Annotated in this window: 12 protein-coding genes; 7 read left to right on the top strand and 5 right to left on the bottom strand. The window is 53.2% G+C overall.

Annotation, left to right across the window (positions count from 1 at the left end):
* Positions 1 to 62: 62 nt before the first annotated feature.
* The gene (locus tag PCH01S_RS18315; protein WP_241688769.1) at positions 63 to 1,073 is read right to left on the bottom strand and encodes a MerR family transcriptional regulator; all 1,011 of its coding nucleotides are present in this window, start codon (positions 1,071 to 1,073) and stop codon (positions 63 to 65) included.
* A gap of 227 nt (positions 1,074 to 1,300) precedes the next feature.
* On the opposite strand from PCH01S_RS18315, the gene PCH01S_RS18310 reads away from it, so the two are divergent.
* The 5 genes from PCH01S_RS18310 to PCH01S_RS18290 all read left to right on the top strand — a co-directional run bounded on the left by PCH01S_RS18310 (position 1,301) and on the right by PCH01S_RS18290 (position 7,636).
* The gene (locus PCH01S_RS18310) at positions 1,301 to 2,002 is read left to right on the top strand and encodes a response regulator transcription factor (RefSeq protein ID WP_042231553.1); all 702 of its coding nucleotides are present in this window, start codon (positions 1,301 to 1,303) and stop codon (positions 2,000 to 2,002) included.
* A complete protein-coding gene (locus PCH01S_RS18305) occupies positions 1,999 to 2,982 on the top strand; it encodes a sensor histidine kinase (RefSeq protein WP_042231552.1) in 984 nt (327 codons plus the stop codon). The genes PCH01S_RS18310 and PCH01S_RS18305 overlap by 4 nt, the downstream gene beginning before the upstream one ends.
* A 154-nt stretch (positions 2,983 to 3,136) precedes the next feature.
* Entirely contained in the window at positions 3,137 to 3,907 is a 771-nt protein-coding gene (locus PCH01S_RS18300) for an ABC transporter ATP-binding protein (RefSeq protein ID WP_042231551.1), read from the top strand.
* Positions 3,882 to 5,801 (top strand): FtsX-like permease family protein, encoded by a 1,920-nt coding sequence (locus PCH01S_RS18295; RefSeq protein ID WP_042231548.1) that lies wholly within the window; start codon positions 3,882 to 3,884, stop codon positions 5,799 to 5,801. Before PCH01S_RS18300 ends, PCH01S_RS18295 begins: the two co-directional genes overlap by 26 nt.
* A gap of 353 nt (positions 5,802 to 6,154) precedes the next feature.
* Positions 6,155 to 7,636: a protein adenylyltransferase SelO gene (locus tag PCH01S_RS18290; protein ID WP_042231546.1), complete on the top strand. Its 1,482-nt coding sequence runs from the start codon at positions 6,155 to 6,157 to the stop codon at positions 7,634 to 7,636.
* A gap of 160 nt (positions 7,637 to 7,796) precedes the next feature.
* Here PCH01S_RS18290 and PCH01S_RS18285 read toward each other — a convergent pair whose 3' ends face one another.
* From PCH01S_RS18285 to PCH01S_RS18270, 4 genes are all read right to left on the bottom strand, one after another.
* The gene (locus PCH01S_RS18285; protein ID WP_042231544.1) at positions 7,797 to 8,528 is read right to left on the bottom strand and encodes a glycosyltransferase; all 732 of its coding nucleotides are present in this window, start codon (positions 8,526 to 8,528) and stop codon (positions 7,797 to 7,799) included.
* On the bottom strand, positions 8,528 to 9,268 hold the full coding sequence (locus PCH01S_RS18280; protein ID WP_042231542.1) for a glycosyltransferase family 2 protein: 741 nt from the start codon (positions 9,266 to 9,268) through the stop codon (positions 8,528 to 8,530). Before PCH01S_RS18280 ends, PCH01S_RS18285 begins: the two co-directional genes overlap by 1 nt.
* A 233-nt stretch (positions 9,269 to 9,501) precedes the next feature.
* A complete protein-coding gene (locus PCH01S_RS18275; protein ID WP_042231540.1) occupies positions 9,502 to 10,284 on the bottom strand; it encodes a DUF4179 domain-containing protein in 783 nt (260 codons plus the stop codon).
* Positions 10,262 to 10,849 (bottom strand): sigma-70 family RNA polymerase sigma factor, encoded by a 588-nt coding sequence (locus tag PCH01S_RS18270; protein WP_042231538.1) that lies wholly within the window; start codon positions 10,847 to 10,849, stop codon positions 10,262 to 10,264. Before PCH01S_RS18270 ends, PCH01S_RS18275 begins: the two co-directional genes overlap by 23 nt.
* A 390-nt stretch (positions 10,850 to 11,239) precedes the next feature.
* Between PCH01S_RS18270 and PCH01S_RS18265 the strand changes: the two genes are divergently transcribed.
* A complete protein-coding gene (locus tag PCH01S_RS18265) occupies positions 11,240 to 11,830 on the top strand; it encodes a S26 family signal peptidase (protein ID WP_042231537.1) in 591 nt (196 codons plus the stop codon).
* A gap of 181 nt (positions 11,831 to 12,011) precedes the next feature.
* Positions 12,012 to 15,425, top strand: a complete 3,414-nt coding sequence (locus PCH01S_RS18260) for a response regulator (protein WP_042231534.1) — start codon at positions 12,012 to 12,014, stop codon at positions 15,423 to 15,425.
* Positions 15,426 to 15,431: the final 6 nt, after the last annotated feature.

The raw sequence follows: 15,431 nt of genomic DNA, 5'->3' as shown, positions 1-15,431 counted from the left end.
TGAATTTCCGCCGCCGTCAGCGAACGGATGAGGGCGAATAGCCCTCGTCTTCTCGTTAACGGCTACATCTGTTCAAGCCTCCACTTTATACCTTGAAGCAATAAGAGGTTTCCTTGAGAAAACAAGCGGAATTTAGGACTCAAGAGGGAGCATAGCGTGTTGAAGCGTTCGATGCGTTCCGATGGGGTTCTCTGTGAATATTCGGCAAAGTAGCGAAAAAACTCTTCTTGATCAACCGATTGCTCCGAGTTCGCATACAGCATGGCCGTATCCTCTACAATGGCCTGTACAAAAGGACTTTCGGCACCTAATTTGCGCTTCAAAGCCGTATTTAACCGGGTGTGTATTCCCTCAAGGTTCTTGACCCATGCGTCCGCACCCAATCGAGGTTGATGGACCATATTAAAAAACAGAAACTCATCTTTTCTAAGGTCCGAAATAAACTCGGGATCGTTAATAAGTTCCTGTAACTCGTTCCAAGCAACGGTTTGTTTGGCCGACGTTTTCGTCTGATTTACAATGTGCTTGTTAAAGTTATAAAGAAGTGAGCTTCTCCATTCCGCAGGAACGCCCTCTAAAAATTTGGATTCTTCCACTCTTTTCGCGATGAAACGGCTTCGCTTTTCGTTATTGACGGCCCGTTCATGGACCAGGTCATAGACATACTGCAGGGAATCCCCTTCATTCTCCTTCGCCATTCGCAAAATCGAAATCATATTCGACAGCGTGCTTACCTGTAGCTCTAAGGACTCGATCTGCCAGTCAAGTGCTTTATCAACGGGTGTTTCCCGGGAGATGATCTGGCTTATTTCATCAATTCCAAAATCCAAGTAACGCAGAGTTATCGTCAGCTCTAAACGCCATATATCTTGCGTCGTGTACAACCGGTGCCCTCCCTCTGTGTAGGTAGTGGGCTTTACTAATCCGACCTCATCGTAGTAACGCACGGTTTTGATGGTAGATCCGATTATTTTGGCCACGTCCCCGATCGAATAAGTCCGCTCTTGGTCTATAGAATCAGAAGCTTGCTGCTTCTGCGAATCCGTGCCGCTTTTTGAATACAAACCACTCACCTCCGAAAAGTTAGTTTACTATCTCCTGTAACTGGAGATTCAATGGGAGTATACGGTTCTTGTTAAAATAAAGTGCTACTTAAGATTATAACCGAACGGAAGGTCATTGCTCTGCTGAGGGAGATATAGCTTCTCAACAAGTAGGTCCCTTATTGGGACACGCGCTTTTTTGTGGTTTAATGGAGGTGACGCCGAGGCATTTGCACAAAAGGGAGGGTTTTCCCGGGATGAACAAAATCATGATCGTCGAGGACGATCCCAAAATAGCGGAATTGTTGAAGTCGCACATTCAAAAATACGGGGATGAAGCGATTGTAGCAGATGATTTCCAGCGTGTGATGGAATTATTTCAAGAGCAGCTTCCGCAGGTCGTGCTGCTGGACGTCAACCTGCCGAGCTACGACGGTTACTACTGGTGCCGCCAAATTCGGACGGTGTCCACGTGTCCGATTATTTTCATTTCCGCCCGCAGCGGAGAAATGGATCAGGTGATGGCGCTGGAGAGCGGGGCGGACGATTATATCACGAAGCCGTTCCATTACGAAATCGTGATGGCCAAGATCCGCAGCCAGATCAGGCGCGTCTACGGCGATTATGCGACGAAGGAACGCATTGTGGAACGGGACGGACTGGTGTTGTATCCCGAGCGGATGGAGCTGCGGCTGAAGGAGCAGTCCACGCTTTTGACGCGTAAGGAATCGCTGCTGATGGAGACGCTGATGCATCATTGTCCCCGGATTGCCAGCCGGGAGACGATTCTCGACAAGCTGTGGGACGATTACAGCTATGTCGACGATAACGCGCTCAGTGTCAATATCACGCGGCTGCGCAAAAAGCTGGCGGAACTCGGCATCGACGACGCCATCGAAACGCTGCGCGGCGTCGGATACCGGCTGCACCTCACATGGAAGGGCGAAACGAAGCGATGAGGTTGTTTGTACGGGACCATGTGCCGCTTATCGGGTTCAGCCTGGTGCAGATGCTGGTCATTCTGCTTATTTGCTGGCTGGACGGATACAACCATCTGGGGACCGCTTTGTACGCGCTGTTTCTCGGCCTATGCGTTCTGCTTGTGTATCTGATGTACCGCTATGTCCGGCTTCGGGCGTTTTACCGGTACATCTCAGACCCGAGCGACGTCCTGCCGCGGGAGCTTAAGGTGAGCCGCGCGCCGCTGGCAGCGTCTTTAACGAAGATTCTCGATGCCCGGTACCGCGAGAGTAAACAGCTGGAGCACGTGCGGGAGGAAAGACAGCGGCAGCACCTGACGTTCATGAATCAATGGGTGCACCAAATGAAGACCCCGCTATCGGTCATCCAGCTCATCACGCAGAACGGCGAAGACGAGCGGTTTGCCAGTATCGCGGAGGAGTCCGACCGGCTGCGCCACGGGCTCGAAATGGTGCTTTATATGGCGCGTCGGGAGACGTTCGCGCAGGACTTCCATATTTACCGGGTGGGGCTGAAAGAGCTTGTGAACGAGGTCATTCAGGATAACCGGCGGTCGTTCATTCGGCATTATGTGCATCCGGAGCTTCTGATTGATGAGAGCGTCACGGTCGAGAGTGACGCCAAATGGCTCCGGTTCATTGTCCAGCAGCTGATCTCGAACGCCATTACTTATTCGGCCGGCAGCAGGACGAAGGTCGTCTTCAAGGCCCACGCGCAGGATAAAGCCGTTATTCTAAGCGTCACGGACCAAGGCGTCGGCATACCTCCATCCGATTTAAAGCGGGTGTTCGATCCGTTTTTTACAGGCGAAAACGGGCGGAAGTTTAAAGAATCGACAGGCATGGGCCTGTATTTGGTGAAGGAAGTTGCGGACCGTCTGCATCACCGGGTGGAGATCGAGTCCGAGACCGGCAAAGGGACGGCCGTCCGCATCATTTTTCCGTACGCGACCGAGTAGGGCGAATAGTGAGCGATCACTCTTCGCCTTTTTGTATATAGACCGGTGTGTGCGTTCACGGAATCTTTCATCCCTGTAAGATTGGCGCAAGATAGCGATATAGGAGCGGCGAATCGCTTGGGGTATGCTAGAAGCAAGAAGGGACGTGTTTGGCTTGGATATTTTGAAGGTGACGAACTTGTGCAAAATTTACAACGAAAAGATGCCGTTTGAGGCGTTGTCCGATATTAACCTGACGATTGAGAAGGGGGAATTCATCGGCATCATGGGACCTTCCGGAAGCGGTAAAACGACGCTGCTCAATCTGGTGTCGACCATCGACGAACCGACATCGGGCGAGGTTTGCGTGGACGGCAATCATCCGCACCGGATGAACGCGGACGAGCTGGCACTGTTCCGCAGACGCAAGCTGGGCTTTATTTTTCAATCGTTCAATTTGCTGCCTACGCTGACCGTGAAGGAAAATATTTTACTGCCGCTTACGCTCGAAGGGGTCGCGCTGGATCAGATGAAAATCCTGCTTGAGCCGATCGCGGAGCAGCTTGGCATTACGCCGATCCTGGACAAGCGGACCTACGAGATTTCCGGCGGGCAGGCACAGCGGACGGCTATCGCACGCGCGTTGATTCATTCGCCGAAGCTGGTGCTTGCCGACGAACCGACAGGCAATCTGGACTCCAAATCGGCCCGCGATGTCATGGAACTGCTGACGGCAATGAACAAGAGGCAGGAAGCGACGATGATGCTGGTCACGCACGATGCGATGGCGGCAAGCTACTGCGACCGCGTAGTATTTATCAAGGACGGCAGGTTTCATAACGAGATCACGCAGGGAGGAAACCGCGAAGTCTTTTACCAGAAGATCATCAACGCCCTTTCGCTGTTAGGAGGCTACAGACATGACTTTCCGACAGTTCGCGTTTAATAACGTCATCCGCAACAAACGGGTCTATCTGGCCCACTTCTTAAGCAGCTCGTTTTCCGTCTTTGTTTTTTTCGTCTATGCCCTGCTGCTGTTTCATCCCGATCTGCAGGGAGAGCTGAGATCGACGAGCAGAACGATCAGTGCATTGGCAACCGACGGCATGCGCCTCTCGCAAGTGATCCTCTTCATTTTTTCGTTTTTCTTCTGCCTGTACTCGGCCGGCACTTTTCTGCAAACCCGCAAGCGGGAATTCGGTATTCTGATGATGCACGGTATGTCCCCGAGGCAGCTGCGCCGGCTCGTTTTTATCGAGAATTTATTTATCGGCGGAGCTTCGATTGCAGCGGGTATTGCCGTGGGGCTTATTTTCACCAAGATGATCCTGCTCGGCATTGCCAAGCTGCTCGTCATCAAGGTTGGCTTGACCTTCTATATACCGGTCCTGGCCATTGTTACGACCGCTGCTGCATTCGCTTTGCTGTTTGGCGTTGTCGCGCTGGTCACCTCCCGGATAGTGAAAGCCGGCCGGCTCGCGGATTTGTTCCGGTCGGATGAAAAACCGAAGCCCGAGCCGAAGCCCTCACGGCTGCTTTCGGTTTTGGCGATTGTCCTGATCCTGGCCGGGTACGGCGTTGTGATGGTTTACGTCTACAGGTACTTTCACTCGTTCTGGCTGCTTTTTGCCGGTGTCGGCCTGGTGGTCGCAGGCACGTACTTCCTGTTTACGCAGTTCAGCGTGTATGCGCTCCGGAGTTTGAAGCGGAAGGACCGCGTGTTCTTCAAAAGGACTAACCTGCTGGTTTTATCGCAATTGGCGTATCGCATGAAGGACAACGCGACGATGTTTTTCATGATCACGATCGTTTCGGCGATTGCCTTTACCGGGATCGGCACCGTACTGGCTACGAATCATCCCGGACTGAAAGAGATGGAGAATCCCTATGCCTTCACGTACAAAATGGACCTAAGCGTTCAAAAGGAAACAGGAGTTGTTTCCCTGATCAAAAAACAACTGGCTGACCACGGCTTCGCTTACGACTTAAACGTTGTCCATGCAAAGCGGCTGTGGGGGCGCCTTATCCTCGTTAAGCAGAGCGAATTCAACGCTTTGGCCAAAACCTTGGGACTGCGCGATACGGAGGAACTGGCGGAAGGGGAAAGCCTGCTGCTGCCGGGCAGCCTCTTTCTGGCTACTCAAATTAAAGAGAAGAAGGAAATCGTGCCTGACTCCATCGACCTCGGAATAAGTGAAACCTGGCAAAAGAACGTAACGGTAAAGCAGTACGTGCCGACGGTCATCCTGCCGGACGGCCACTATACCGTTGTCGTTTCCGATCGAATGTTTGAAACCGTGCCGGAGATTGAAAACACGCAGCTGCAATTTAATTTTTTCTACGTGGCCGATTGGCAGAATACCCGGGATGTCGCGAGCGCGTTGGCAGAAGAGATCGGCAAGAATGAATTCGACCGCTTCGCATTCGATGCGCTGGTGCTGGATTGGCTGTCCGATAAGCAGACCAACGGACTGCTGTTCATCATTAGCGCGATGGTAGGCGTCGTGTTTTTTACCTTCGCCGCCAGCCTCCTGTACTTCCGGCTCTACGCCGACATGGAGCGGGACCGGGAACAGTACCGGATGATCGCGAAAATGGGCCTGCTGAACAAGGAGCTGCGGCGGATCGTGACGAGGCAGCTGCTGCTCATGTTCTTCCTGCCGATCGTCCTGGCGCTTGTACACAGCGGGGTAGCGTTTATCGCTCTGCAGCACCTCGTGGATTTCTCCGTCTGGATGAATTCCGTGCTCATTTTCTTATCTTTCATCGGAATTCAGGTTGTTTATTTCTTTCTTATCCGCTGGCGTTATTTGCAGCATATGTATCCGAAAAACGGATGAGAGTCAGACAGCGACAGCTCCGCGTTATGCGGGGCTGTTTTTTATCGTTTAAAACGGCAGCTTAAAAAAGATTTGAAATTTTATCCCGGATGAGAGAATAATGAAGTAAGCCTCCCGGCTTGAGGCGGATGCACAGACAAGCCCAACGTTCACGCCAGCAAGGTACACAGGGTTACATAGAGACGGCTCACTTCGGCCAATAGGCGGCAGGGAGTGATTCGGGTATAGAAAGGGTAATATACGTTTATAAAAGGGCAGGACTCTGCGAGGAGACACAGCCTTGCGTAGAGGCGCACTCCTATCTAAACCCGTTAAGCGATCCCAATAAATGATCGAGAACAGAAGGAGATAAGATGACGGATAAAAAAGCAGGACCGGAAACCGGTTGGAATTTTGACAATAGTTATGCCCGTCTGCCGGAAATATTTTTTGCCAAGACGAATCCGACTCCCGCAGCTTCGCCGGATGTAGTCATTTTTAACGATGCGCTGGCGGCTTCTCTGGGGCTGAACAGTCAAGCGCTTAAAAGCAACGAGGGGACCGAAGTGTTTGCCGGCAACCGGATTCCCGAAGGCGCGGAACCGCTGGCCCAAGCTTACGCAGGGCATCAATTCGGGCACTTTACGATGCTGGGCGACGGACGCGCCGTTCTGCTCGGGGAGCAGATCACTCCCGGCGGCGAGCGGGTGGACGTCCAGCTCAAAGGGCCGGGCCGCACCCCGTATTCCCGCCGGGGCGACGGCCGGGCGGCTCTCGGGCCGATGCTGCGCGAGTACATCATCAGCGAGGCCATGCACGGGCTCGGCATTCCCACTACGCGCAGCCTGGCTGTGGTGACCACCGGCGAGCCGGTGTACCGCGAAACGGAGCTGCCCGGCGCCGTTCTGACCCGCGTGGCGGCGAGTCATCTGCGTGTCGGGACTTTCCAGTTCGCCGCCAAGTGGGGCTCCGCCGAGGATCTGCAGGCGCTGGCCGATTACACCCTGCAGAGACACTACCCGGAAGCAGCCGCCGCAGGCAGCGGGAACCGCTATCTCTCGCTGCTTCAGGCAGTCATCAAGCGCCAGGCCGCGCTTATTGCCAAGTGGCAGCTTGTCGGCTTTATCCACGGCGTGATGAACACCGACAACATGGCCCTCAGCGGTGAGACCATCGACTACGGGCCCTGCGCCTTCATGGACGCCTACGACCCCGAGACGGTGTTCAGCTCCATCGACACATACGGGCGCTACGCTTACGGCAATCAGCCGCACATAGGGGCCTGGAACCTTGCCCGGTTCGCCGAAACGCTTCTGCCGCTGATTCATGCCGATCAAGAGCAGGCCATCAAGCTGGCCGAGGAGGCAATCGCGCAGTTTGGCGTGCTGCATAACCGGAGCTACCTTGCCGGTATGAGGGCGAAGCTCGGCCTCTTTAACGAGGAGGAGGGAGACGAGTCCCTTATAGAGGACCTCCTCGGTTGGATGCAAAAACACAGGGCCGACTACACCAACACGTTCCTCGCCTTAACGTTCGATAAACCGGAAGACACGGCCTTGTCCGGGGCCGAAGAGTTTACCCGCTGGCATGAGCTGTGGCAGGCGAGACGGGGCAGGCAGCCGGAATCGGCAGCCGCCTCGCATGAGCTGATGCGCAGCAGCAACCCTGCCGTAATCCCCCGTAACCACCGGGTGGAAGAGGCGCTGGAAGCCGCGGTGGAACAGGGAGATTACAGTGTGATGGAGCGGCTGCTCGCTGTTCTGGCGAGCCCCTTCGCGCACTCTCCCGAACAAGCCGTTTACTCCACGCTGCCGGAGGCTTGCGACAGTCCGTACCGGACGTTCTGCGGCACGTAACCGCAGACGGGATAAGGCTTGTGCGGCCCGTTGTTTAAACCATCTCGCCATAAGAGGTCGGCAAAAGCACCGTTCATTCGAACGGTGCTTTTTTGTAGGCCGCCTTACGGATGAAGCACAACCGGGAAACTCTCGGCTGCCGTCCTCCATTACCGTAAGCTCAAGAATCTAAACTCCGGCGGCTCACGAATTTTTGCGGGTTGTCCGCTTTCACCAGTTTGGCGTTTCTTGCCAAAAGCTGCCGGTCGCTTACGGTCCACGTGTGATCTTTGGAATCTTTCCTGCGAATCGCCAGAAAGTTATATCGGCTGCATGAATAAATTTTCAACCCTTTTGCCGCACTGTCGGCACAGAACTTCACGCACTCTCCCCGGTTGCGGTCCGGAAAGCCGACTTTATCGAACACGTGCCGCTTCACGAGAAGGGTCGCCCCTTGCACCAGGGAGACATATTGATTTTCCCGGGCGGGATAGCGAAGAAGGAGGGTCTTTGTCCCGTTCAGATACATATAATGGGCCCGCTTCCCAACGATGTCGGCGCCGGTTCTCACCATGGTCCGCATACTGTCCGTCAAATAGTCGGGAGCATAGTAATCGTCATCGTCAAATTTAGCGATCCGGTCATATTTCGATAGTCGGACGCCGAAATTCAGGCAGTTACCGAGCGATACAAGCCCGGGCCGGCTGTATATCCGTACCTGTTTATAGGCTTTTGCCGCTTTAATATACTCGCTCACATTCAGGTTGTCATGATTCAGGATCACGATTAATTCTTTGTGTCTAAAGTTCTGTCTGCTGTAGTTTTGGAAAAGATTCTCCATGCAGTCCCGCCGTTTGGTGCAAGTGATAACGGAAACGGCGTGTTCCGGCCGAACGACATCCGGCTTCGCCATTAGAGAACACCGCTCTTAGGCTTTCTTTGTACAAACTTCTTGTAATCGTTGACGTTGGAGACTTTCTTATGATGAGCGATCAGTTCCCGGTCGCTGATGATCCAGGTATGGTTGCTGGAGTTTTTTCGGCGTATGGCGACGAAGTTGTCTTTTCCCGCGGAGTAGACTTTGAAGCCCTTTTTCTTGCTTCTCAGGCAAAAAAGGTCGTCCTCCCCCACGTTCCGGTCCGGAAACGGCACCTTCTTCAAAACGTCGCGTCTAATGACGAGAGTAGCTCCCGGCAATTGGGTGACGGGACGGTTTTCATCCTGCGAAAAACGAAGAATAAGCGTCTTCGACCCGCGGAGGTACATATAATGAGCCCGCTTTCCTATAACATCCGCTTTTGTCTGCCGGAAGGTCAGCAAGCTTTCGGTGAGATAATAGGGGGCATAATAGTCGTCGTCATCGAACTTGGCAACGTAGCCGTACTTGGCTTTTTTGACCGCGTAATTCAAGCAAGCGCCGAGAGAGGTTCGTTCCGAAACACGGAAAATGCGGATATTCCGAAGCTTCTTGGCTAATTCCCGGTAGGGGGCGAGCGGTATCTTATCGTTGTTCACAATGATAATGAGTTCTTTAGTCGGGTGGTCTTGTCTCTTGTAATTATCCAACAGATTTTTCAAATAATTGCGGCGATTGGTGCATGTGATAACGGAAACTCCCAGATTTTTAACAGATTTTATTGAGCCGTCTTTCATTTTTCGTTCCTCCTATCCGTAGACTCCCAAACGATCTCAATTTACGATATGTAAAATGCTAGTAATAGGAACGGCACGGCAGGAAAATAGAGCATAAGCACAAACCTTGCCGGTATCTGTTAAGAGAATCAACGAGCAGCGAAAAACGGTAAATGGGGCGCAAGTCAAAAAGACGCCGGGCCGCCGGCGTCTTCTTCCTGATTCATCTTCTCGAAATTATCATTAGCCAAAACTCAATGCGCTTTCTCGGAAGCCTGCTTGGCCTTGCTCTGGTCGATCGTGAACTGTGCTTTCCAGCTGCCTTTCGTGGCGCCGATACGGTCGATGTTCACGTTCAGGCGGATAGACTCAGGCAGCTTGGCTCCGCTCGTGACGAAAGCAAGCACACCCTCCGGCTGGTCTTTCTCGGCGATTCCCGTGTTGATCACGTTTCCGGCCGCGTCCGTTAAGGTGAACGGGAGCCGGTCCTTTTTACCTGTGCCGATAAAGCTGAGGACCGAGAAACCGTCCAATCCGTTCTCCTGGTAGGTCGGATTCTCGACCTGCTTGCCGTTCTTCTTGCCGTCATAGAGGACATTAAGGCCGCGGGTATCGAATTCGTAAGGAACGAGCTTCCCGTCTTCTCCGGTGATCTTGTAGTGCACGAGCACTTTGCTGTCCTCTACGTATACTTCGGAGAACTGGACGGTGAGGCCGTGATCGGTAATTTTCTCGTTCATCGGAACGGATAAGCCTTCGGACAGGGCACGCTTGGTGCCTTCGTTGACCAGCCCGTTGATGTTGGCGGATTCCTTGAAGAAGTAAGATGTTCCGCCCAAGGAGGCGAATACACTCGTAGGAATAAGAATAGCGGCGGCGATACTGAAAGCGACAAGTCTTTTTTTCATGGGTTTGGACTCCTTTTTCTTATGAAATTCGAGGAAAGACTGGCGGACACGCCGATCCACTTCTTGCGGAACCTCGGCGTTTTCGATTTGATCTTTCAGCGCTTCTTTAATGTTTTTTGGAATAGACATTCGGATAAGCCTCCCCGTCCAATTGAGTGTCGAATTTGGCGCGCAGTCGCTTCAAGGCCAGATGAACTCTGGATTTTACCGTACCGGGCGGAATCGCCAGCAGTTCGGCAATTTCATCGTACGTATACTCGTAGAAATAGCGGTATATTACGGCCACCCTGAGTTTATAAGGCAGCTTGTTAATGGCATCCCGCACATCCTGCCGGAGTTCGTTGCCGGCCAGAGCTTCATCCGGCGTTTCCACATGCGGCTCTTCGCTCAGACGGGAAGTTTTGTCGGTCAGACGGAATCGTCTCCAGAGCTGACGGCGCCAGCTGCTTACCTGCCGGATGACAATCCCGTTCAGCCAGAAATGAAAAGGACGGCTGCGGTCATAGCCGGGCAATGCGCGCCATAGCTGGCAGTAAATTTCACTGACGATATCGTTAACGTCTTCTTTATTGGAGACGAGCACGGCGACGGTTCCGTAAACTTTGCGCCGGGTCATGCGGTAGATCTCTTCCATCGCTTCCTGATCCCCGGCCGCCAGCCGGTCGAGCCAATGTTCGAGCTGTTCATCATTCATTCGAGGGCCCCCTGAACTTGTATACATGAGAGATTGGCTCTCCGGACCGAAAAAGTTCACCGGTTTTCAAAAAAAAATTTTGCGAAAGGGTAAAAAGGTTAGCCGGATGCGCCCTGCTGCGGATTTGCTTTTATGGTTAGTAGGACGAATGGAGGCGGAAAAGGTTAGGGGAAAGAAAGGGAAGGAAAGATAAGCCGGATGGGCGGTTGCCGGATATAAAGTACCGAGCAACTTTTTTAAAACGTGCCCGTAAAAGGAGGTACTCCGGTTGGATCGGGCGGGAGGACACTGAATGAGCTTTGCGCCCCGCTCGAAATGTCGAGATTCGGTGTTATGAAGCATTACGCCGAACCTTGGGCGATTGAGTTAACGACTCTAGGAGGATGGACGATGAAAAAATGGCTTTTAGCGGCGCTTCTGCTAGGTTCACTTGCCGCATGTTCCGAAAAGGCGATAGATGACAAAGTTACGAAGGAGTCCGTTGCAGAAGTGTCCGCCGGGAATCATACCGTCGTTAATCCGCTAAGTGACGCAATGAATCGCGGCCGACATGAACTAGAGAAGAATGTGGCGGTGGACACCTCCTATTACAAATCCCGGGACGTGGCAAGAGGGGATATCGTGTACTATGGGGATCATGACGTATCCAGGGTCGTCGCGCTTCCTAATGAGAAAATAAACATAACGAACGGACAAATTTATATTAACGGGGCCAAACTTACCGCGTTCTATGGGGCTGCCCATATTCGGGGATATGATTACAAAGCGTTCCAAAATAGTGACATAGAGGAGCCGGCTAAACAAAATCTGATCGAAGAAATCTATAAGAAAGAGGTACAAGAAATCACTTTGAACGGGGATGAAGTCTTCGTGATCGGTGATGATTGGTCCAGGAGCAATACCTCCACTTTTCGCAGCCTATCCCTGAACGAATTAAAGGGCAAGGTTGTTGGAGTTTGTACAACATGCAGTACCCCTTAATGATTATTCCGACTTTAACGCCTCCATTATGAAAATAATGAGCTTCCTTTTTAGACTGCTCAAGTGAGCAGTCTTTTTTGTTTTGGAGAATACTGCTTCCTGCCCCGACCTATCCCGCACTACCCATGACGACCGCGGAAAGTTATAATTGCTTTATTGAGGAAAGGCAGGGTGGAAAGGCATGAACATTAAAGGGAAGGTGTGGTTGGGAACCGCCGTTTCAATCCTGGTTATAGGCGGCTTAACCGCGATGGCTTGCATATTTTTAGACGGAGTGTTTTTGGCTCTTTCTTTGATATTAGGGTTGATCGGTCTGGCTACGGGCGTTTATCTTATTACCGGTATTCACCGGGGGATTAATAAAGGCATGCACAGGGTCTCGCAGATCGTCGGAGACATGGCGCAGGGTACGGTAGATCCTTCCGACCGTTCCGCCGAGGCGGGGGACGAATTCGGGCAGCTGGCACAATCCTTCCGCTCTCTCGCGGTGGATTTGTACAACAAAACCGAAGAAGAGCGCATTCTGCGCCTGGAAGCGGAGGAGCAGGCGTGGATTAACGTCCATGTCACGGAGATGGCGATTCTGCTGCAGGGGTCCGTTCAGATCGGGACGGCCTCGCGAATTTTCATCGGCAAGCTGGCCTCATGCGTACAAGCTGCCTACGGGGCTCTCTATGTACCCAAGGACGGCTTGCTTCAATTCGCGGCCGGCTACGCTTACGATGATACGGCGGCGGAGCGGCGGCAGCCGATCGCTTTGGGCAGCGGCCTTGTAGGCCAGTGCGCCCTGGATAAGCAGACGATCCTGCTGCATGATCTTCCGGACGGTTATGTGAAAATTCATTCGGCGCTCGGCGAGACGAAGCCGGCGGCGTTAATCATTGTTCCCGTCTGCTATGAAGATGAAGTCGTCGCCGTTATCGAGCTGGCTTCGCTGCGCGATTTTACGTCCAAAGAACGCCAGTTAATCGATCAGACCAGCGCCAATATGGGCATTTTGCTGAATACGCTGGCGGATGTGGTGCGGATCGGCGAGCTCCTGAAAGAAACCCAGCTGCAGAAGGAAGAGCTCGAGGCCCAAACCGAGGAGCTTCAATCCCAGACAGAGGAGCTGCAAGCTCAGACCGAGGAATTGCAGATGCAGGCGGAGGAACTCGAAAGCCAGACGGAAGAGCTGCAGGCTCAAACCGAAGAACTCCAAGCGCAGGCGGGTAGTCTGCAAACTTCCAACGAGCGGCTCCAGGAACAGATGAAGCTTACGGAGCTTCAGAAAGAGGAAATCAAGCAGCAGGCGGACGAGCTGAAAGAACAGGCGGAAGAACTGTTCGAGTCCAACAAGCAGCTTCAGGAGCAGATGGAACTGACCGAACTGCAGAAGACCGAGATCGCCGAACAGGCCGACGAGCTCAAAGAGCAGGCGGAGGAACTGCTTGCCTCCAATGAAAATCTAAAGCAGCAGGTCGAGCTGACCGAGCGGCAGAAAATCGAAATTAAAGAGCAAGCCGATGAAATTTTTATGGCGGCTCAATATAAATCCGAATTCCTTGCGAACGTTTCGCACGAGCTGCGGACGCCTCTTAACAGTTTGCTGATCCTGTCCCAGATCCTTGCGGAAAATAAGGAAGGCAACCTACATTCCAGGCAGCTTGAATATATCCATACGATTTTCTCGGCAGGGAAGGACCTGCTTACGCTGATTGACGAGATTCTGGACTTGGCGAAGCTGGAAGTCGGCAAAATGACGGCCGTCGTCGAGCCGACCTACCTGAAAGATGTCAGCAGTCACTTGTACCGTCATTTCGAACAGCAGGCGAAGGAGAAAAATATTCATTTCGACATACACAGCGACAGACGGCTTCCCGAGAGCATCCTGACGGACGGCCACAGACTTCAACAAATCTTGAACAACCTGCTGTCCAATGCGCTTAAATTTACGGAAAAAGGGGCCGTCACGCTTTCCGTTCACGGCGCATCCGCTCCAACCGGCGGAGACGGACAGGCCCCCGCCGAGGAAATCGTCTTCTCCGTCACCGACACGGGGATCGGCATCCCCGCCTCGAAGCTGGAGAGCATCTTCGAGGCGTTCCAGCAGGCGGACGGCACGACCAGCCGCAAATACGGCGGCACGGGTCTCGGCCTGACCATCTGCCGGGAACTGGCGGGGCTGCTGGGCGGCCGGATCGAAGTCAGCTCGGCGGAAGGGGAGGGCAGCACCTTCTCCCTGCATTTGCCGGCTGCGCAGCCCGGCATCGCCGTGTCCCAAGCCGCAGCGGCCAGCGACACCATGTCCGCCGCATCCGAGCAGGCCAAGCGGGGGGAAAGCAGCTTCCAGGAATCCTTCGTGCCGGACATCTCCATCTCGAATCCGAAGCTGCTCCAGCTCGCGGAGATGGAGGACGACCGCGACAACTTGCAGCCGGGCGATACGCTGCTGCTGATCATTGAAGAGGACGCCGAATTTGCGTCCACGCTCCTGAACCTGGCGCGGCAGAGAAACTTCAAAGCCATTGTCGCCTCCCAGGGAGACCAGGGTCTGGCTCTGGCTCACGCGTACAAGCCGGATGCGATTCTGCTCGACATCCAGCTTCCCGTACTGGACGGCTGGTCCATTATCAGCCGCTTGAAAGGCCGGCCGGAGCTTCGCCATATTCCGATTCATGTCATATCGACGGCCGAAGAGAACCAGCAGGGGCTGGCCATGGGGGCGCTCGCCTTCTGGAAGAAGCCGAACGATGTTCACGAGTTGGAAGCGGCCTTCCTGCAGATTGAATCGTACATCCGCAGGCGTACCAAAAGCCTGCTCATTGTGGAGGACAATCCTGTTCTGCGCAGCAGCGTAGTCGCTTTTATCGCCCATCCGGACGTGAACATCGTCGCGGTCGCAACGGGCCGGGAGGCGCTGGAACAGCTGGCCTCCCATCATTTTGACTGCATGGTGCTCGATCTGGGTCTGTCCGATATTTCCGGCTTCGATCTGCTTGAGCAGGTGAAGACCAACCGCAAGCTCCAGACGCTGCCGGTTATTATTTTTACGGGCAAGGAATTAAACAAGCAGGACGAGCAGCGCCTCCATCATTACGCGGAAAGCATCGTGATCAAGAATGTAAGGTCCATGGAGAGGTTGTACGATGAAACGGCTCTATACCTCCACCGTAAACATGCGGATCTGCCGGCGGACAAACAGCAGTTGATCGAGAAGCTTCATAATCCTGAAGCGGCGTTCCAAGACAAGAACATTTTACTGGTTGACGATGATATGCGGAATATTTTTGCTTTGTCCAGTGTGCTGGAAGGGTATAACATGAATATACAGTTTGCCCAGAACGGCAAAGAGGCTTTGAGCATTCTCCGGAATCATCCCGAAGTCGATCTGGTATTCATGGATATCATGATGCCTGAGATGGACGGCTACGAGACCATGAGGGAGATCCGCAAAATGCCGGAGTTCGAGAAGCTTGTCATCATCGCGCTGACCGCAAGAGCTATGGACGAGGACCGGATTAAATGCCTGCAGGCAGGCGCCTCCGATTACATCTCGAAACCGATTAATACCACACAGTTAGTCAGTATGCTCAAGACCTGGTTGATCACTTAGATCACT

Source organism: Paenibacillus chitinolyticus NBRC 15660, from assembly GCF_000739915.1.
GTDB classification, from domain to species: Bacteria; Bacillota; Bacilli; order Paenibacillales; family NBRC-103111; genus Paenibacillus_F; species Paenibacillus_F chitinolyticus.
The sequence above is the reverse complement of the archived record's forward strand: the minus strand, read 5'-3'. Positions and strand labels throughout refer to the sequence as shown.